This is a genomic window from Roseobacter insulae (assembly GCF_019375555.1).
In the GTDB taxonomy this organism is placed as follows: domain Bacteria; phylum Pseudomonadota; class Alphaproteobacteria; order Rhodobacterales; family Rhodobacteraceae; genus Roseobacter; species Roseobacter insulae.
On sequence record NZ_JAHXDN010000001.1, the window covers coordinates 393,397 to 412,894 of the forward strand.

The following is a 19,498-nucleotide window of genomic DNA, read 5'->3' on the forward strand; positions in this document are numbered from 1 at the left end:
GCTCGAAGCCAGCATGCAAACACCATCGTGTCTCGAATTGAACAGCGCCACCGTTTCCGGCAGCGCTGCGCGTCTCGGCTCACGCTGGCACAGGCTCGTGGATCGCCTCACGCATCTCGATGAAATGCTTGTCCCATCCATTGTCCAGCGCCAGCACCAGATCGAAGGCTTCGGCGGTGGCCGGCAGGCCGGAGTGTTCCAGCGACAGTTGCGTGCCACCAGGCACTTCGGACAGTGTCCACTTCACGAGGCTGACCTCATCGCCCATCGGTTTCACAGTAAAGGTATATTCAAGGTACTCAGGTTTGCGGGCGGCCCTGACCTCTCCCCAGATCAGCAGATCGCCACTTTTTGTGCCGTACATTTCAAGTTTCTGACCCGCTTCGAGCGTCTTTTTGGGCGCGTGGAACCATTTGGCAAGCTTGTCCGGCTCCGTCAGGAAGGCCCAGACATCGGCCCGCGAGGCTTTGAGGAAAATGGTTTTGCGCAATACAGGGTCTGTCATTTCTTGTCCTTTTCGATGACTGTCTTGAGAGTTGAGAGGCGATCATCCCAGAAGGTGTCGAAGAACTTCAGCCAGTCCACGACGGGATCAATGCCGTTTGGATTGAGAGTGTTGATGCGCTCTCGTCCGCTTGCGCGAACTGTGATCAGACCGCCGTCTGACAATACGGTCAGGTGTTTCTTTACGGCGGCCCGGGTCATGTCGAAATTTTCCGCGACTTCGGAAATCGTCAGATCCCGGCCCCGCAGCATGACCAGGATGCTGCGTCGTGTCGGGTCCGCCAAAGCGCGAAAAGTAGCTTGTTCCGGGGACATGTGTCTTCCTATATGATACCTGATGGTATCTCTTTTATGAAACCATAAGGTATCATGTCAAGCAGTTTCTTTTCTTTGGATCGGCGAAATCGATCGGGCGATCAGAAGGGCAGCTGTGCGCGGAATTTCATTGACCGACCACCTTGCGGGTGATTGAACCGCAGCTCCTGGCTATGCAGCATCAGGCGGCTGAAATCACGCGCGGGCCCCGTGGCGTAAAACGGGTCGCCCAGGATCGGGTGCCCCAGGCTCAGCATATGGACCCGCAGTTGATGACTGCGTCCCGTATGAGGCTGCAACCGCACGCGCGCCGTATCGCCATCGTTCTTGAGAACGCGCCAGTCGGTTTGCGCGGGTTTACCCGTTTTGTGACACACCATCTGTTTGGGACGGTTGGGCCAATCGACAATCAGCGGCAGATCGACTGTCCCCGTCTTTTCCAAAGGCACCCCCCAGACCCGGGCGACATAGGTCTTCTTGGTCATGCGTTTTTCAAACTGCAGGCCCAGGTGCCGCTGCGCGTGCGGGGTCAGCGCAAAGATCATCACACCGGATGTATCCCGGTCCAGCCGGTGCACCAGCAACGCATCGGGAAAGGCCGCCTGTACGCGGGCGAGCAGGCAATCGGCCAGATGCGGCCCCTTCCCCGGCACAGACAAAAGCCCTGCCGGTTTATCAACCAGCAGGACCTCTGCGTCTTCGTGCAGGACCACCAGCGGGTCGTTGGGCGGGGCGTAGGCAAAATCCATCCCGCCTGATCTCAGATGTTGCGCGCAGATACAAGCGTCCCGCGTTCAGGCCTTCACCCGCTCGGACCTGGGATCATACATTGGTTTCAGCGACGCCTCTGCCTTCACCAGCGTACCCGCCACGTCGATGTGGTAGTCAGACGCCAGAACCTCGGCCGCTGCTTCCCCCGCGCAGGGAACATAGCCCAGCCCCATCGCACCGCCGAGCGTATGCCCGTATGCCCCCGACGCCAGATAGCCTACGATCTCGCCATTCCGCATGATTGGCTCGTTATGGTAGAGCAGTGGTTCGGGATCTGTCAGCCTGAACTGCAACAGGCGTTTCTTCAGACCCTCGTCTTTCTTGCGCAACACCGCGTCACGTCCGATGAACGACGGTTTGTCCGTCTTCACGGCAAAGCCCAGCCCGGCCTCCAGCACGTGGTCCTCGCAGGTGATGTCATGCCCGAAATGGCGGAACCCCTTCTCCATCCGCGCGCAATCCATCATGTGCATGCCGCAAAGCTTCAGGTCGAGCGCCTGCCCGGCTTCCATCAGTGTCTCGAACACATGGCCTGCCATGTCGGTGCTCACGTAGACTTCCCAGCCGAGCTCTCCCACATAGGTCACCCGGTGCACCCGCGCGAGGCCCATCCCAAGCTCGATTTCCTGCGCGGTGCCAAAGGGGTTCACATCGTTGGAGAAATCATTGGGCGACACCATCTGCAGCAACTCGCGCGATCGCGGACCCATGACCGCCAGCACACCTTCGCCCGCGGTCACATCGGTGATCACAACGTTGAAATCACCTGCGTGCCGCATCATCCATGCCTGATCCGCCAGCCGGGTGGCGGCTGGCGTTACAACCAGAAACGCCGTTTCGCTGATCCGCGTCACGGTCACATCCGCTTCGATCCCGCCGCGCGGGTTGAGGAACTGCGTGTAGACGATCTTGCCAGCGGGAACGTCATACTGGCCCCCGCCCACATGGTTCATGAAGGCCACCACATCGCGCCCCTCGACCCGGATCTTCCCGAACGACGACATATCGTACATGCCGACGTTATTACGGACCGCCGCGACCTCTTCAGCCACGTTGTCAAAGAAGTTCTGCCGCTTCCAGCTGTACTCATATTCCGCCGTCTGATCAGGCCTGGCGATCCAGTTGGCGCGCTCCCAACCCGCAAGCTCCCCCATCACCGCACGATTGTCGCGCAGATGCTGGTGGAAGGGCGAGCGGCGGATGCCCCGCGCCGTTTCCTTTTGGCGGAAGGGGAAGTGGTCCGCGTAAAGCAGGCCCAAAGTCTCTTTCGACCGCTCGAAGAGATAGGTCTTGTTGCCCTGAAACGGCTGCATCCGGCTGATGTCCACATCGCCCAGATCAAAGGGTTTCTCGCCAGCTTCAATCCATTGCGCCAGCGCCATGCCCGCGCCGCCGGCCGACTGGATGCCGATGGAATTGAAGCCTGCCGCCACCCAGAAGTTATCCAGCTCTGGTGCCAGGCCCAGGTGGTACGCATCGTCGGGCGTAAAGCTCTCCGGCCCGTTGAAGAAGGTGTGGATGCCCGCCTCCGCCAGCATCGGCATCCGCGCCACCGCCCGCTCGAGGATCGGCTCGAAGTGGTCGAAATCCTCCGGCAGCTGATCGAATTCGAAATCTGCCGGAATGCCGTTCATACCCCAGGGTTTCGCATTGGGCTCGAAGGCCCCGAGCAGCATTTTGCCCGCGTCTTCCTTGTAATAGGCGCATTCATCCGGCACCCGCAGCACCGGCAGCTGCGTCAGCCCCGCAATCGCCTCGGTCACGATGTAAAAGTGCTCGCAGGCATGCAGCGGCACGTTCACCCCGGCCATGCGGCCGACCTCATGCGCCCACATGCCGCTGCAGTTCACCACCATATCCGCCGTGATATGGCCGCTCTCGCCGCCCTGCTCCCAATCGACGCCGGTGACGCGGCGGCCGTCCTTCACGATACCCGTGGCCCTGGTGCGCTCCAGCACCTGCGCCCCGCGCTGGCGCGCGCCCTTGGCCAGCGCCAGCGCGATATTCGCCGGGTCCCCCTGCCCGTCCTTGTCGAGATAAACTGCGCCGGTCACGCCCTCAGTGTTCAGATGCGCGTACCGCGCCTTGACCTCGGCTGGCGAGATTTCCTCGACCTCGACACCGAAGGCCCGCGCCATCGCCGCCTGCCGCAGGATTTCCTCGCGCCGTTCCTCGGTTAGCGCCACGGTGATCGACCCGCAGCGCTTGAAGCCGGTGGCAACACCCGTCTCTTCTTCCAGATTGCCGTAAAGCTCCTGGGAGTACTTCGCCAGCCTGGTCATATTCGCGGTTGCCCGGAGTTGCGCGATCAGCCCGGCCGCATGCCACGTGGTGCCGGAAGTCAGCTGCTTGCGCTCCAGCAGAACCACGTCTGTCCACCCCAGTTTGGTCAGGTGATAAGCAACAGAGCAGCCGATCACGCCGCCCCCGATGATGACAACGCGCGCATGAGACGGTGGCACAGCCATGTGAGGATTCCTTTAAACGATTGTGTGACCGGCAGCCTTCAGCCGATGTGCGATTTCTGCGATATGCGCGGGGCTGACTTCGCAGCAGCCGCCCACGATAGTGGCCCCAAGGCCTACCCACTCCAGAACATATCCGGCGTAAGCGCGGGGTCCCATGTCGCGCCGCGCTGTCAGCGCATCGACAGTGGGTTTCTCTTTCAGAAAATCCTCGGTGATCTGTTCGAACGCATTTGCGTAACCCCCAAAAGGTTTACTCAAGCCCGCGATGATCGGCAGCGCCTGCGTGACCGCCTCGGGGGCGGAACAGTTGATCAGTACCGCATCCGCGGTCGAGGCCACGTCCAATGCGTCGGACAGCGGCTCACCCGACCGCAGATGCGTACCATCCGTGTCCGACACTGTCAGGGACAGCCAGACGGGCAGGTCGGTTGTACGCGCACCTGCCATCGCATCCTGCGCATGGGCGACAGACGCGACCGTCTCCAGGATCAACAGGTCGCAGTCCGCGGCCAGCGCCTGCGCCACCTCCGCAAACAGCGGCACGGCAACATCCGGTGCGGGGTGCAGATCGGGCCGGTAGCTGGCGCCCAGCGGACCGATGCCGCCTGCAATACGTCCTGACCCATGCGCCTTCCGTGCCGCCTGCGCCTCCGCCACGGCCATGGCGTGCAGCGCGCCAAAGCGGGCTTCCATACCAGTTCCGTCCAGACGGTCGTGGTGGATCGCGTAGCTGTTGGTGGTGGCAATCGTTGCACCGGCGGCAAAGAAGTCGGCATGCACGCCCTGCACCATGCCGGGGTGGTCCGCCATGACCTGTGTCGACCAGAGCGGTGTCGGCCGATCTCCTGCACGGTGGACCAGCTCCTGCCCCATGCCGCCATCCAGAAGTGTGATCCGCGTCATGCACGGATCCTTTCGTTCTCCGGATCCCACAAGGGCTGGTCGGGTTGCACCGTCGCCTTACAGCGCTTGCCGTATATCTCAACCTCCACCTCGGTTCCCGGTTCGGTCAGGTCCTTGCGCAACATGGCCAGGGCGACAGATTTATTGATCCGGTATCCCCAATCGCCGGAGGTGGTCTCTCCGACCACGTCGCCATTGTGAAACAGCGGCGACATGTATGGCGCGTCCTGCTCCGGTGCATCGACGATCAGCGTGACAAACTGTTTCTTCACACCCTGCTGCTTCTCGTTCAGCAGCGCCGCCTTGCCGGGGAAGTCCTGTGGTTTTTCAAAGCGGATAAAGCGCTCCATGCCGCCTTCAAGCAGGGAATAGTCGGTGGAAAGATCCCCCTTCCACGCGCGATAGCCTTTCTCGATCCGCATCGAGTTCAGTGCATACATGCCGAAGGGGGTCGCCCCTGCGGCCAGCACCGCATCGTAGAGCGCGGGGATATCAGCATTGGCGGCGTGGATTTCCCAGCCTAATTCGCCCGCAAAGGAAACCCGCGCCAGCAGGCAGTCGAGATCCCTGATCCGGGCGCGCTGGATGGACAGCCAGCTGGCAGTCAGATCGGCCTGCGCGCCCATCGCCTCGAACAGATCGCGCGCCTTCGGCCCGGTGACGATCAATGTCGAATACTCGGTGGTGTGGTCGCTCAGGTCGAGCCCCTCGGGCAGGTTCCTCTTCAGCACCTCGAAATCGTGCCATTGCGCCGCGGCAGCGGTAATCAGGGTGAAATGCTCATCGTCGTGGCGCAGCACCGACATCTCGGTCAGAATACGGCCACGGCTGTCCGGGAAATAGGCCAGATTCATCCGCCCCTGCTTGGGCAGCGCGCCCGCGATCAGCCCGCGCAAATACTCCGCCGCACCCGCGCCGGTGAGGTTGAACCGCGAGAACCCCGGCAGATCCAGAACGCCCACATGATCGCGCACGGCTTCGACTTCGGCCTTCACGCGCGGGGCCCAGGGGCCGCCCCGATCCCAGGTGTGCGTCGCGTCCTCGGAAGTGTCATCGCCCGCCTTGGCGAACCAGTTGGCCCGCTCCCAGCCGTTGTATGCCCCCATTTGCCCACCCAGTTCGCGGATTCTGGCATCAACAGGCGACAGTTTCTTGTCGCGCCCGGCGGGCCATTCGTGATGTGGAAAATGAATCGCGTATTCGTGGCCATAGGTCTCCAGCGCCTTGGCAAGGCAGTAGTCGTGATCGGCGTAATCGGTGTAACGGCGTGGGTCTACCGCCCACATGTCGAGCTCGGTCTTGCCATGCATGATCCATTCGCTGAGCACCTTGCCAGCCCCGCCCCCCTGCGCGATGCCGAAGGTGAAGGAATGCCCCTCGAAGGCGTTCCTGACGCCCGGCATCGGGCCGATCATCGGCAAACCATCGGGCGCGTATGGAATCGGCCCGTTGATGTTGCGCCCCACGCCGGCGGTGCCCAAGAGCGGCAGCCGCGCCATCGCGTCCTCGATGTAGAATTCCAGCCGCTCCAGATCGTCGGGGTAAAGCTGGAAGGAGAAATCCTCCGGCATCGGGTCGTCGGGCGTGACCCAATGCGCCTTGCAGTTGCGCTCGTAGGGCCCGAGGTTCAGGCCGGTCTTTTCCTGCCGCAGGTAATAGCTGATGTCCACGTCGCGGATGATCGGCAGCTTGCGCCCGGTCTCGGCGCTCCAGGCCTCCAACTCAGGGATCGGCTCGGTCAGGAAATACTGGTGCGACATCACCACCATCGGCACAGTGCGCCCGCCGAAGGGTTTGAACATCTCGCCCAGGCGCTGCGCGTAGTAGCCCGCGCAGTTCACGACCTTTTCACAGCGAATGTCACCCTTGCCGGTCTTCACGATCCACTCGTCGCCATCGCGGTCGATGCCCGTCACCGGACAGAAACGCTCGATCCGCCCTCCTGCCGCGCGCGCGCCCTTGGCCAGTGCCTGGGTCAGCTGTGCGGGGTCAATATCGCCATCGAGCGGATCCCACATACCGCCCTTGATCTCATGGGTTTCCATGAAGGGATGATGCTGCAGCAGTTCCTCGGGCGTGCAGATGTTCATCTGCAACCCCTGCGCCCGGCCCATGCCCGCCACCCGCTCGAACTCCTGCATCCGCTCTTTCGAATGCGCCAGCCGGACCGAACCGGTGACATGGTAGTTCATCGGATAATCCACGTCCTCGCCCAACGTCCGGTACATCGACGCGGAATAGCGCTGCATGTTCATCACCGCCCAGGAGCCTGCGAAATTCGGCACATTGCCCGCTGCGTGCCAGGTCGATCCGGCGGTCAGTTCGTTCTTTTCCAGCAGCACACAGTCTGTCCAGCCCGCCTTGGCGAGATGATAGAGAGTCGAGGTGCCGACAACGCCGCCCCCGATGATGACAACCCGCGCTGTGGTCGGAAAATCCGCCATGATTTAAGTCTCCCTTTGCGGCTCGTCGGCCGCGATGCTGTAGTAATCACCTTTCGTGGCGGTGTGGATGTGGCCGCGCAGGCGCAGCCCCGTCGGCCCGTCGATCGAGCCGGTGGAAAAACAGATGAAATCGTCGTCCTCATGCTCCCAGAATAACGCCGAGCCGCAGGTCGGGCAGAACCCCCGCCGGGCCTTGTCGGAGGACTGGAACCAGCGCACTTCGCCCTCGATCTCCAGCGCGCCATCCGCGACATAAGACGACGCCCAGACATGCCCCGACTGCTTGCGGCACTGCGTGCAATGGCAGGCAGCGGGTGCGCCGGGCTCCCCTTTGGCCGTGTAGGTCACGGCCCCGCAGAGACAGCTTCCGGTGATCATCTCAAGTCCTCCCCGGTGTGGCCGAGGTGCCCAAAAGCACCCCGTAAATCACGAAACAGGCCGCCAGCACGCGGCGCACCCAGATGTTGAAAACAGCCCCCAACGCAGCGCGCCCCAGCCCCGCACCGAGCAGCGTGAACCCGGTGTAGCTCAGCGCGGTGATGGTCAGCGCGGTGGGCACGATCACCGCCATCTGCTCCCAGATCGGCACGCCCGGCTGTACGAACTGCGAAAAGGCGGCGAGGTATCCGGCGACGCTCTTGGGGTTGATCGTGGCGACGGCCAGCGCGTGCAGGTAGACCGATTTCGCCGGGCGGTCACCCACGACAACGGGCCGTTTTGCGAGTATCCAGCCGCGCACACCGAGGTAGATCAGGAACCCCGCGCCAATGAGCTTGGCGATGAAGAACCCTGTCGGTGAGGCCGCGATCAGCGCGGTGATCCCCAGCGCCGACAGCAGCAGAAACAGGCTGGCCTGTGTCAGAATCGCCAGCACCCCCATCATCGCGCGCGGAAAGCTCAGATGCATGCCGTTGGCGATGCAGTTGACAGCATTCGGTCCCGGCGTGGTGACGAACACCACCCAGAACAGCGCGAAGATGGCCCAGGCTTCGAAACTCATACCACGTGCTCCATCAATACACGGGCGGCGCGATCACCCAGATCGCCACAGCGGGGTCATCGTAGGGATTTGCCCAGCGAAACGGTTCTCCGCGGATGCGAAAGCTGTCTCCGGGCTCGATGGTGTGGGTGATGCCGCTGATTTCCACGTCCAGTCGGCCCGAGATCAGGTAGCCCACTTCCTGCGTCGGCCGGGTCACTGTGTCGGTGATGCGGCTGTGTGGCTGAAACGTGGAATGCACCATCTCGAAGTCGTCGGTAAGGTCCGGCGAAAGCAGTTCCTCGACCAGCCCCGCGACCGTGCTGCCGATCTTGCGTCGAGCGGTCTTGCGCACCACGTATCCGGCCTCCGCCGCCGGGGCCGCGGCATGGCGGAACAGGATCGAAACAGAGACATCCAGCGCCCCGGCAATGGCCCGCAGATCGGTGATGGATGGTTCGGACTTGTCCCGCTCCACCTGGCTTAACCATCCCACGGAGCGGCCCAGAGCTTCGGCCAGATCCGACAACGTCATGCCCCGTGTCTTGCGCAAGGCACGCAGATCGGCGCCAAGCGTGTCAGGGTGTGAGGGTAAATCGTGGCGCATAGCTCGTCATGAAAAAATCGCTGATTTGTTCACGTTAACGATTCTCGTGAAAAAATCCAGAATAATTTCACGGCAAATGTTCTCATGGTGCCCGGGCAATTTGCCGCAATACCCTTGCGCGGGGTCACCAGCATGGCCGATCAGGAAACGCGTGCGAAAACAGACTTCAGAATGCCGGACAGCGCCTGGGCGTCCTCTTGTCGAAAAGCGTCCGGCTTATCACTGTCGATGTCGAAGACGGCAATCAGGTCGCCAGCGGCATTGGTTACCGGCAGCACCAGTTCCGAACGGGTCGAGCTGGCGCAGGCGATGTGACCTTCGAAAGCCTCCACATCCACTATAATCTGGATTTCCCCGGTCCGGGCGGCCGCTCCGCAGACCCCTCTGGAAAACGGGATAACAAGGCACCCGTGACCACCCTGGTACGGGCCGATCTTCAGAAGCTCCGGTTCGGTAACACGATAGAAACCGGTCCAGTCGAAGCGGTCATCGGAATGGTGAACTTCGCATGTGACCGTGGCCATCAGGGCCACGCTATCCGTCTCCCCTTCGGTCAGTGCGGCAATGGATTTCGCAAGTGCGCCGTAATCTGCTGTCATCGCTTCAGTCTCTTTCAATCGCGATCGCCGTGCCCTCACCGCCACCGATGCAGATCGCCGCAATCCCGCGTTTCGCGCTGCGTTTTTCCATCGCGTTCAGTAAGGTGACCATGATCCGCGCCCCGGACGCCCCGATGGGGTGCCCCAACGCGCAGGCACCGCCATTCACATTCACGATCTCATGGTCCAGGCCCATTTCGCGCATGAATGCCAAGGGCACCACGGCGAAGGCCTCGTTCACCTCCCAAAGGTCCACGCTCTCCTTGCTCCAGCCGATCCGCTCCAGCAGCTTTTGGGTAGCGGGGACGGGCGCGGTCGTGAAAAGACCCGGAGCCTGCGCATGGCTTGCGTGCCCGACAAGACGGGCGCGCACCGTTAGCCCCTGCACCGCTGCAGCCTCGGCCGACGCCAGAATCAAAGCCGCCGCACCGTCCGAGATCGACGACGAATTCGCCGCGGTGACCGTGCCGCCCTCTCTGAACGCGGGCTTGAGCTGGGGGATTTTTTCCGGGCGCGCCGATCCGGGCTGTTCATCGGCGGAAACCGTCACAGTGCCCTTGCGCGATGTGACATCGACCGGCGAAATCTCTGCGCTGAAAGCCCCGGAGGACTGCGCCTCCAGCGCCCGCGACAGAGACCGCAGCGCGTATTCGTCCTGCACATCGCGCGTGAATTGATACATCTCGGCACAGTCTTCGGCGAAGGTGCCCATCAACCGGCCCTTGTCATAGGCATCCTCCAGACCGTCCAGGAACATGTGATCGATGACCTGACCATGTCCCAGACGCGCACCGCTGCGCATTTTCGGCAACATGTAAGGGGCGTTGGTCATGCTCTCCATGCCGCCTGCAACCATCACGTCAGACTGACCCAGCGCAATCTGATCGAAGGCGATCATCGCGGCTTTCATGCCGGACCCGCACATCTTGTTCAGGGTTGTTGCGGGAATGTCTTCGCCAAGGCCCGCCTTGAATCCGGCCTGCCGAGCGGGTGCCTGACCCTGCCCCGCCGGCAGAACGCATCCCATCAGGACTTCCTCAACCTGCGCAGGCCCCGATGCCGCGATGGCGGCTTTGATTGCGGCCCCTCCCAAATCTGACGCGTCAAGACTGGCGAAATCGCCCTGAAAACCACCCATGGGTGTTCTTGCTGCTCCTGTAATCACGACGTCGCGCATCCGTTGGGCTCCCGTTATTGCTAAATGGATTAGTAAGAATTGCCCGGTAAAGAGCAAGTGTCGGATTTATCAGGGTATATAATGCAACTCTCGACCAAAACAGAAGAACAGTTGCGCATCGTTTCCGTCCAGGAGTCGCGCATCGACGCCGCCGTGGCGATTGAATTCAAGGATGCCATGCGCGCCGAGACGGACGGCGCCTCGGACACTGTCGTGCTGGACCTCAGCGAGGTGCAATTCATCGATTCCAGCGGTCTGGGCGCCATCGTCGCGGCGATGAAGCATTTGGGCGCTGAACGGCGCATGGCGCTGGCCGGGCTGACTCCAACTGTTGAACGTGTTTTCAAACTGACCCGGATGGATACGGTTTTCAGTGTCTTCAGCACGGTAGATGGCGCGCTCAGTGCATTGCGAAACTGATTTTCCGACAGAAAAAGGACTGATCACATCGTCATGGTAATGCTGTCGCCCTTCGAAGTATCTGTGAATAGTAGCGAACTGGCGGTGCGTGAGGCATTGCAGGATTTCCTGCAAGCACTGGATCCCCTGAAACTGGATATAGAAGAATCGGGAACTGTTGAACTGGTGCTGGCGGAAGTGCTCAACAACATTGTGGAACACGCGTATCCGTCACCGGCGCCATCCGGCTCGATTGGCATCAGATGCGTGCATCACAATGACGGGCTTCACCTGACCATCACCGACCACGGCCAAGCGATGCCGGACGGCACCGCTCCCCTCGGTCGCCAGGCCGCGCTTAATGTCGATCTCATGGATCTGCCCGAAGGGGGTTTCGGCTGGTTTCTGATACAGGATCTGGCCCGGGACGTGACCTACACGCGGGTTGGTGAAGAAAATCAGCTCACGATGCGCCTCGCCGTCGCCATGCACGCCTAAACCACTTTTTAAGACCTGAGGCACCAGGTCATAATTCTTCCGCAATCTTCCCCCAAAGCGCCCCCTTGCCATCATATTGCCGCCTTGATCAATCGGCATATTGATCCTTGTAGCTGCATATAGCTTCCCTCGGCGCTGCGCGTAATAGCCCCCACCCAGTGCGCGGCGTCGAGGACCATACCTCCCGGAAAATTGATCACCTTGACGTCTGCGGCGTGGACATCACCGTGCCCGCCGTTACTTTGCACCCAACACGCAATAAAGGGGTCGACGATGCGCGATTTTCATTTTCCCGGGCGCTCGCCCGTTCTGGCAACCAATGGCATGTGCGCCACGTCCCACCCACTTGGCGCAAAAGTTGCCGTGAACATTCTGGAGCGTGGTGGAAACGCCATGGACGCGGCCATCGCCGGAGCCATCATTCTGGGAATTTGCGAACCGCAGATGACGGGGATCGGCGGCGATTGCTTCGTCCTGTGGCAAGAATACGGCGGTGGGCAGATCAAGGCCCTCAACGGCTCAGGGCGGGCGCCCGCAGCGCTTGATGCGGCGCACTTGAGAGATGCGGGCGAAACCATCGTGCCCATTCAGAGCCCGCATGCCGTAAGCATCCCCGGCGCCATTGATGCTTTCTGCCACCTGTCGGACACCGTTGGCAAACTGGGGCTGGATGCCCTTCTCGCGCCCGCAATAGTCGCTGCGGAAAACGGTGTTCCTGTGGCGCACCGCGTGGCGTTTGACTGGGCACGCGACGCTTGGGTTCTGCAAGGCAAGGCGCGAAACTACTATCTGGTGAACGGAGAAATCCCGCAACCCGGCCAGATTTTCCGAGCCCCGCAGCAAGCCGAAGTGTTGCGGCGCATTTCGGCGCAGGGCCGCGATGCTTTTTATACGGGCGAAATCGCCGAAGACATGGTCGCCACGCTGAACCTGCTGGGAGGGCGCCATGTGATGGAGGATTTCGCCAATGTCGCGGCGACGCCCACCGACCCCATTTATGGCGCGTACAAAGACATTGATGTGGTCGAGCATCCACCAAACGGGCATGGTGCCACCGCGCTGCTGATAATGAACATTCTGGCGCAGTTTGACATCGCGGCGATGGATCCGTTTGGTGCAGAGCGCACGCACATCGAGGCCGAAGCCGCAAAGCTTGCCTATGACACCCGCAACAGGTTCCTGGCCGACGCCGATTACATGACCCGTCTGGACCACATGCTGGACGTCGAGACAGCGCAGCACCTTGCAGCGCTGATCGACCCGAAGACGGCGATCAGGAATGCCACCGAAATCTCGGAGAACGTGCACAAGGATACCATCTACATCACCGTTGTAGACCGGGACGGGATGTCGGTCTCGCTGATCTACTCTATTTTCAATGGCTTCGGATCGGGCATCGCGTCGGACAAGTTTGGCATATTGCTGCAAAATCGCGGGTCGGGCTTTACGCTTGAAGAAGGTCACCCCAACGAGCTCAAGGGCGGTAAGCGGCCCATGCACACCATCATTCCCGGCATGATCCGCCGCAATGGAAAGGTTATTATGCCCTTCGGCGTCATGGGCGGAGCCTATCAGCCAAACGGTCACGCCCGGTTTGCCTCGAACCTTGTGGATTTCGGGATGGACCCGCAAACGGCCATTGACGCGCCCCGCGCTTTCTCCGACCGGGGAGACATGAAGGTTGAGCGCGGATACTCGGATCAGGTGCGCCGGGAACTGGCGGATATGGGTCACGATGTCAGCATTCCCGAAACACCCATCGGCGGCGCACAGGCCATTCTGATCCGCGAGGATGGTGTACTCGAAGGCGCCAGCGATCCGCGCAAAGACGGGTGCGCGCTGGGGTTTTGATCACGGTGTTGGCAAGCGGCCCACGGCCCGCGGTAATCAGTTCAGCTGAAAATGCAGCGGGTAGGCACCATTCTGGAACGGGCCAAAGAGATCCGGAATATCCGGATGATCAACCGGTTCTCCGGAATAATCCGCGATCAGGTTCTGCTCTGACACGTAGGCGACATAGTAGCTTTGGTCATTTTCCGCCAGCAGGTGGTAGTAGGGCTGGTCTTTGACCGGTCGGCTGTCCTCGGGGATCGCCTCATACCATTCCTCGGTGTTCGCAAATTCAGGGTCCACGTCAAAGATCACCCCGCGAAAGGGGTGTTTCTTGTGGCGGACAACTTGCCCGAGGTGATATTTTGCACGCGTTCTCAACATTACCAACAAGCCCCCTACCGTTCATTTTTACACGCTTCAAGAGGTATTTGTCCAATCACAGCCTCCTGTAACGGGGAAACAGTCTGTGAACGCCCCGCAGACAGTGCAAACCCTCCTTGCGCCGCCTGAGGCGGGTGGTCACGAGGGCAGATAATTCAGTTTCCACCCTAAACATGTAGAATTCGTGATTTCCCAAAGCATGATTTTCCGCTAAACTGAGACAAAACATATAAGAAGCGAGAGGCAGATGAGCAGAACTCTTCGCGCTATGATACTTGTACTTCTGGTGGCTTCCTGCGGTGGCGGCCAAGGTAGCGCACCGCGCCACCTCGATGATGCGTGCAAGATCGTGCAGCAGCGCCCCGAATACATAAAGGCATTCCGCAATACGGAACAGAAATGGGGTGTGCCGGTGCACGTCCAGATGGCAACCATCCATCAGGAGAGCAAATTTATTTCCAATGCCCGGACGCCGCATCGTTATGCGCTGGGTGTGATCCCGATGGGTCGCCAGTCGAGCGCATATGGATATGCGCAGGCGCTGGACGGCACATGGGAAGATTACCAGCGCGACACGGGTCGTCGTTTCGCACGCCGTGACCGCATTCGGGACGCATCTGATTTCATGGGCTGGTATATGAACACCAGTCAGCAGCGTAATGGCATTCCTTTGTGGGATGCGCGCAACCAGTACCTTGCCTACCACGAAGGTCACACAGGCTATGCCCGCGGATCCTACAACCGCAAATCGTGGCTGCTTCAGGTGGCTAACAAGGTAGACGCGCGCGCAGATGTCTACCAGACGCAGCTGGCAACCTGCAATTTGCGCCGCTGACGCACGTTACCGGTCGCGTTCGCGCAACGCGCGCCCGGGATCGAACAGGGAGTTGCGCAATGAGAGACCGGCCTCGAACTCTCCAAGAATGACCGTGGTCTGCCCGCCATTTGCATCGTCGATGATCCATTGTCGCAATTGCACCGGATTGTCGGTGAAGCTCATGCGGATGGACCCGGTATCGGGGTTGTCGGGGTCCTGGGCCGTCACAATGGTGGCAGTGCCATCGTAGTCATGGCCCGTCACCATCCTGGCCCGTCCAAGATTGACCTGCCGCGCAAGGATCAGGGACAAGGGCGTCCGGCTTAAAGGATAGCTTTCCGGCGGTTGGTTGGATTTTTTGTCAATAATCACGACAGTGTTCGCATCGGCAAGCACAAGCGCCTGTTCCGGCGGATCATATTCAAACCGCATTTTCCCCGGTCGCTTGATGAAGAGCTTACCGCTGCTGATCGTACCGTCATCGTTGATCTGCGTGAACGCCCCCTGCGCCGTTATTAGATCATTCAGATAACCGGAAATCTCGTTCAGTGACAATTTCTCCGCCAGGGCGGGCATTGCGGAAAAAATGCCCAGACAGGCAGTCAGAATGGCAGGGATCAGGCGTTTCATCCAAAGCTCCTTGAGCATCGTTTCATGGGCATCAGATAGGCATGACCTCCGTGTTATGCGATATCAACGGCAGAAATGATCACGCTTCCACCATTGGTGCAGGAGGGAACGCCCGATCGGTCAGCCTTGTTCCGGCACCAGAATTTCGCGCTTGCCGACGTGGTTGGCCGCCGACACCAGGCCCTGCTCTTCCATCTGCTCCACCAAACGCGCGGCCTTGTTGTACCCGATGGCCAGTTTCCGCTGGATGTAGCTGGTGGAGCATTTTCGATCCCTGATCACAACCTGAACGGCGGAATCGTACAGCGCATCTTCACCGTCGGTATTGCCCCCCAGACCCAGCACCGCGTCAATGTCATTTTCCTTGTCCTCGGAGGGTCCTTCGACCACACCCGAGACATAGTCCGGCTCGCCGTAGGCCTTGAGGTGGTTCACGATCTCTTCGACCTCTTCGTCGGACACGAAGGGGCCGTGGCACCGGGTGATCTTGGCACCACCCGCCATGTAGAGCATGTCGCCCATGCCCAGCAGCTGCTCGGCACCCATTTCACCCAGGATCGTGCGGCTGTCGATTTTCGAGGTCACCTGGAAGGAAATCCGCGTCGGGAAGTTGGCCTTGATCGTGCCGGTAATCACGTCAACCGACGGGCGCTGCGTGGCCATGATCAGATGAATGCCGGAGGCACGTGCCATCTGCGCCAGACGCTGGATACAGGCCTCGATCTCCTTGCCCGCGACCATCATCAGATCCGCCATTTCGTCCACGATCACCACGATATAGGGCAGCGCCTCGGGCGTGTTCTCTTCAGTCTCGAAAACCGGTTCTCCGGTTTCCTCGTCAAAACCGGTCTGCACCGTGCGGGTGAACAATTCGCCCTTGGACAAGGCTTCGCGCACCCGCCCGTTATAGCCTTCGATGTTCCGGACACCCATCTTGGACATCTTCCGGTACCGCTCTTCCATCTCGCCAACGACCCATTTCAGGGCCACAACCGCCTTTTTAGGATCTGTCACCACAGGGGAGAGGAGATGAGGAATGCCATCGTAAACGCTGAGTTCCAGCATCTTGGGGTCGATCATGATCATCCGGCACTCTTCTGGCGTCAGCTTGTACAGCAGCGACAGGATCATCGTGTTAATGGCCACCGATTTACCGGACCCGGTGGTCCCGGCAATCAAAAGGTGAGGCATCTTGGCAAGGTTGGCCACGATGGGGTCACCACCAATATCCTTGCCCAGTGCCAACGGCAGACGCATGTTGCTGTCACCGAAATCACGGGCCGAGAGGATTTCGCGCAGCACCACCTTCTCGCGGCTCTCATTGGGCAATTCGATGCCGATCACGGACCGGCCAGGAACCGTGGAAACACGCGCTGACAATGCCGCCATGGACCGCGCGATATCATCGGCCAAACCGATCACACGAGACGCCTTGAGGCCCGGCGCGGGTTCAAGTTCGTACATCGTCACAACCGGACCGGGACGCACCGCGACGATCTCGCCCTTGACACCGTAGTCATCCAGAACCGATTCCAACATGCGCGCATTTTCTTCGAGGGCTTCGTCGCTCAGATGCAAACGCGGCACTTCGATGGGATTCTCCAGCAGGCTGAGCGGCGGCAGTTCAAACCCCGGGTGCGTGTCGTCGAAGGACAGTTTGGGCTGTGCTTCGGCCCGCGCGCGGGATGAGGGCTGAACCGGCTTTCGATTGAGCTGCTGGATCACGCGGCGCGGTTCGGTGGTGGGAATGCTCGGCGCGTCGAAGTCATCCGTTTCCATCAGAGGATCCACCAGATCCATCTCTTCCGGCACGGGAGGAATGGCCATTGCCTGATGCGACGTCAAAGGCGGCTCGGCGCGGGCACCGGAGGTATCGAGCACCAGTGCATCGGGGCCGCGACCCCGGCCCTTTGTCAACGGCGCGGTGGCCGGCACGTGCACAGCGGCGCTGGACCGCGCGCGCGACTTGATGACATCGGCAATGCGCGCCTTGATGCGCTCTTCACCGGGGGCATCGTCGTAATCCACATCCGGGTCATATTCGACGAGCTCCTGCTCCGGCATCGTTTCTGGCCGCTTCACCAGACCGGGAAGGCGCGACAACAAACCGGGTCTCGCCTCTGCCGGATCTTCCTGGAACTTCGGAACCGCCTGAACGGGGGCCACTTCGGTGTGGATCGTAGCATCGGCCACCGCCTGCACTGCCGCCGCGCGTGCTTCTTTTGCCTGCGCACGCCGTTCCGCGTGACGGGCCGACATGCTTTGCGCCGTGTTCAGGGCACCGCTGGCACCCCGTCCGACCACCGCCATGAGCCCCGCATAGATCATGATCAGACCCACAAGCAGAAAGCGGCCAATGCGCATCAGTTCAGGCTTCGTAAACCCGGTGACAAAGGCCCCAAGCGCGAGGATGCCAACGGCCATCAGGAGAGACATCAGCTTGACGGTAAACACCGATCCGATGGGCAAAAGCGTCAGCAACGCGCCCATCACGGTATCACCGAACAATCCGCCAAGACCAAAACTATGTGTGTCCAGCCAATTGCCGTCCGGTGTCAGCGTCGCGGCATAAATCGCCCCCAATGCAATCGCGATCGGCGCAAAGATCAGCCTGCCGATTGCGCGGTCGGCCCCAAGGTGCAGGGCAAACCGAACGCCCCATGCCAGAAGCACCACGCCGATGCCCCACGCGCCCCATCCAACGATCATGAAGAGCGGTGCCGCCAGAGACGCCCCGGTCCGCCCCAGCCAGTTCTGCACGGGCGCATCGGTGGACACCATCCAGTTCGGGTCATCCGGTGTATAAGATGCGATCATCGCGCAGGCCATGCAGCCCAAGGCGATCAATACGAGGCCAAACAGCTCCTTGCCGCGCTTTTCGACGGCCTCGGCCATGTTGCTGTCCAGCAACGGGTCGCGTCCACGTGTCTGATATGCCATCTTACGATCCCTCATTCTTATTGCGGGTAAAGGCAGTCACGGATCAATTCGATCCCGCGCGCCGTTTCCGCCTTTGGGGCTACCATCGCAGCCCTGATGTAGCCTTGTCCCGGGTTTTCCCCGTGATACTCCTGGGCGAGATACCCGCCCGGCAAAACGCGCACGCCGGTCTCTCGCCATAGCTTTACCGCCGCGGCTTCGTCATTCTCGACCGGCAGCCACAAGAAGAAACCTGCCTCCGGGCTTGCATAACCGGGCACATTGCCCAGCACCCGATCCGCGATGTCGTACTTCTCGACGTACAGCCGGCGATTTTCGACCACATGCGCCTCGTCGTTCCAGACAGCCGCCGCTGCAGCTTGCAGCGGTAACGGCAGAGGCGCACCTGCGTAGTTACGCAATTGTTTGATTTGTCTAATATTCTCCGCGCCACTTGCGACAAATCCCGACCGCAGACCGGGCAGGTTCGACCGCTTTGACAGGGAATGGAAAATCACCACGCGGTTGAGATCAACGCCCATATCCTGCGCCACCTGCAAGGCGCCGACCGGCGGTGTTTCGCGGTAGATTTCCGAATAGCACTCGTCCGCGAAAATCCTGAAGTCGTGTTTTTCGGCAAGTCCAATCAGATCGCGCCAATAGTCGGTGGTTGCCACCGCCCCCTGAGGGTTTGCCGGAGAACAGATGTAGGCTGCGGTTGTGCGGTTCAGCGTCTCCGCTGGCAGGCTCGCAAAATCGGGCAGATGACCGGTGTCGCGGGTCGCCGGCACCATGATCGGATCTGCGGCAACCGACAATGCGGCAATCATGTAAACCTGATAGAACGGGTTCGGCATCAGGATAGCCGGTTTTCGCCCGTCCTTGGTTTCAGGGCACAGCGCCATAACGGCGTTGTACAGGCCTTCGCGGGTACCGTTCAGAGCCATGACCTGATTGTCGGCATCCACCGGCACACCGTAGCGCCTGTTCACGAAACCGGCGATTGCCTCACGCAGTTCGGGCGATCCGTCATTCGGCGGATAGCTGTTAAAACCTGCTGCGTTTTCCGCGATGACGTCCGTTACCCACGCCGGGAAGGCATGTTTCGGTTCTCCAATTGTCATATGGATCGCCGGGCCGCCACCTTCGTGAACGTCCAAAAGCGCGCGCAGGCGCGGCCACGCATGCGCCGGAAGGTTCGAAAACCGCTCAGGATACACCATCAAAACTGCCTCAGGTCGGGATCGTTCGTGT

At 60.7% G+C, this 19,498-nt stretch carries 19 protein-coding genes; 4 read left to right on the forward strand and 15 right to left on the reverse strand.

The window, feature by feature from the left end; translation table 11 throughout:
• Positions 1-79 precede the first annotated feature (79 nt).
• From KX928_RS01930 to KX928_RS01980, 11 genes are all read right to left on the reverse strand, one after another.
• The gene (locus KX928_RS01930; protein ID WP_219498237.1) at positions 80-505 is read right to left on the reverse strand and encodes an SRPBCC family protein; all 426 of its coding nucleotides are present in this window, start codon (positions 503-505) and stop codon (positions 80-82) included.
• A complete protein-coding gene (locus tag KX928_RS01935) occupies positions 502-819 on the reverse strand; it encodes an ArsR/SmtB family transcription factor (RefSeq protein WP_219498239.1) in 318 nt (105 codons plus the stop codon). The genes KX928_RS01930 and KX928_RS01935 overlap by 4 nt, the downstream gene beginning before the upstream one ends.
• Before the next feature lie 101 nt (positions 820-920).
• The gene (locus tag KX928_RS01940) at positions 921-1,568 is read right to left on the reverse strand and encodes an RluA family pseudouridine synthase (protein ID WP_219498241.1); all 648 of its coding nucleotides are present in this window, start codon (positions 1,566-1,568) and stop codon (positions 921-923) included.
• 45 nt (positions 1,569-1,613) lie between these two features.
• Entirely contained in the window at positions 1,614-4,058 is a 2,445-nt protein-coding gene (locus KX928_RS01945; RefSeq protein ID WP_219498243.1) for a GcvT family protein, read from the reverse strand.
• Positions 4,059-4,070: 12 nt separating this feature from the next.
• Positions 4,071-4,961, reverse strand: coding sequence for a homocysteine S-methyltransferase family protein (locus KX928_RS01950; RefSeq protein WP_219498245.1), 891 nt, complete (start codon positions 4,959-4,961; stop codon positions 4,071-4,073).
• Positions 4,958-7,405, reverse strand: a complete 2,448-nt coding sequence (locus KX928_RS01955) for a GcvT family protein (RefSeq protein WP_219498247.1) — start codon at positions 7,403-7,405, stop codon at positions 4,958-4,960. The genes KX928_RS01950 and KX928_RS01955 overlap by 4 nt, the downstream gene beginning before the upstream one ends.
• 3 nt (positions 7,406-7,408) lie before the next feature.
• A complete protein-coding gene (locus KX928_RS01960) occupies positions 7,409-7,783 on the reverse strand; it encodes a GFA family protein (RefSeq protein ID WP_219498248.1) in 375 nt (124 codons plus the stop codon).
• A gap of 1 nt (position 7,784) precedes the next feature.
• Positions 7,785-8,405 (reverse strand): LysE family translocator, encoded by a 621-nt coding sequence (locus KX928_RS01965; RefSeq protein WP_219498251.1) that lies wholly within the window; start codon positions 8,403-8,405, stop codon positions 7,785-7,787.
• Positions 8,406-8,418: 13 nt separating this feature from the next.
• On the reverse strand, positions 8,419-8,991 hold the full coding sequence (locus tag KX928_RS01970; protein ID WP_219498252.1) for a helix-turn-helix domain-containing protein: 573 nt from the start codon (positions 8,989-8,991) through the stop codon (positions 8,419-8,421).
• Positions 8,992-9,131: 140 nt separating this feature from the next.
• Positions 9,132-9,590, reverse strand: coding sequence for a free L-methionine (R)-S-oxide reductase MsrC (msrC, locus tag KX928_RS01975; protein ID WP_219498254.1), 459 nt, complete (start codon positions 9,588-9,590; stop codon positions 9,132-9,134).
• Between the two features lie 4 nt (positions 9,591-9,594).
• On the reverse strand, positions 9,595-10,767 hold the full coding sequence (locus tag KX928_RS01980; protein ID WP_219498256.1) for a thiolase family protein: 1,173 nt from the start codon (positions 10,765-10,767) through the stop codon (positions 9,595-9,597).
• 81 nt (positions 10,768-10,848) lie between these two features.
• Here KX928_RS01980 and KX928_RS01985 point away from each other — a divergent pair, with 81 nt between their 5' ends.
• The 3 genes from KX928_RS01985 (at position 10,849) to KX928_RS01995 (ending at position 13,515) form a co-directional block, all read left to right on the forward strand.
• Positions 10,849-11,187, forward strand: coding sequence for an STAS domain-containing protein (locus KX928_RS01985; RefSeq protein ID WP_219498258.1), 339 nt, complete (start codon positions 10,849-10,851; stop codon positions 11,185-11,187).
• A gap of 39 nt (positions 11,188-11,226) precedes the next feature.
• Positions 11,227-11,664, forward strand: coding sequence for an ATP-binding protein (locus tag KX928_RS01990; RefSeq protein WP_257883483.1), 438 nt, complete (start codon positions 11,227-11,229; stop codon positions 11,662-11,664).
• Between the two features lie 273 nt (positions 11,665-11,937).
• The gene (locus KX928_RS01995) at positions 11,938-13,515 is read left to right on the forward strand and encodes a gamma-glutamyltransferase family protein (protein ID WP_219498262.1); all 1,578 of its coding nucleotides are present in this window, start codon (positions 11,938-11,940) and stop codon (positions 13,513-13,515) included.
• 36 nt (positions 13,516-13,551) lie between these two features.
• On the opposite strand, the gene hspQ is transcribed toward KX928_RS01995, so the two are convergent.
• Positions 13,552-13,878, reverse strand: a complete 327-nt coding sequence (gene hspQ / locus KX928_RS02000; RefSeq protein WP_219498264.1) for a heat shock protein HspQ — start codon at positions 13,876-13,878, stop codon at positions 13,552-13,554.
• A 247-nt stretch (positions 13,879-14,125) separates the two neighbouring features.
• On the opposite strand from hspQ, the gene KX928_RS02005 reads away from it, so the two are divergent.
• Positions 14,126-14,713 (forward strand): transglycosylase SLT domain-containing protein, encoded by a 588-nt coding sequence (locus KX928_RS02005; RefSeq protein ID WP_219498266.1) that lies wholly within the window; start codon positions 14,126-14,128, stop codon positions 14,711-14,713.
• A gap of 6 nt (positions 14,714-14,719) precedes the next feature.
• On the opposite strand, the gene KX928_RS02010 is transcribed toward KX928_RS02005, so the two are convergent.
• The 3 genes from KX928_RS02010 to KX928_RS02020 all read right to left on the reverse strand — a co-directional run bounded on the left by KX928_RS02010 (position 14,720) and on the right by KX928_RS02020 (position 19,464).
• On the reverse strand, positions 14,720-15,325 hold the full coding sequence (locus KX928_RS02010; protein ID WP_219498268.1) for a LolA family protein: 606 nt from the start codon (positions 15,323-15,325) through the stop codon (positions 14,720-14,722).
• Positions 15,326-15,445: 120 nt separating this feature from the next.
• Positions 15,446-18,265, reverse strand: coding sequence for a DNA translocase FtsK (locus KX928_RS02015; RefSeq protein WP_219498271.1), 2,820 nt, complete (start codon positions 18,263-18,265; stop codon positions 15,446-15,448).
• A 17-nt stretch (positions 18,266-18,282) separates the two neighbouring features.
• Complete coding sequence (locus KX928_RS02020; RefSeq protein ID WP_219500060.1) at positions 18,283-19,464, reverse strand: aminotransferase class I/II-fold pyridoxal phosphate-dependent enzyme; 1,182 nt, start codon at positions 19,462-19,464, stop codon at positions 18,283-18,285.
• Between the last annotated feature and the right edge of the window lie 34 nt (positions 19,465-19,498).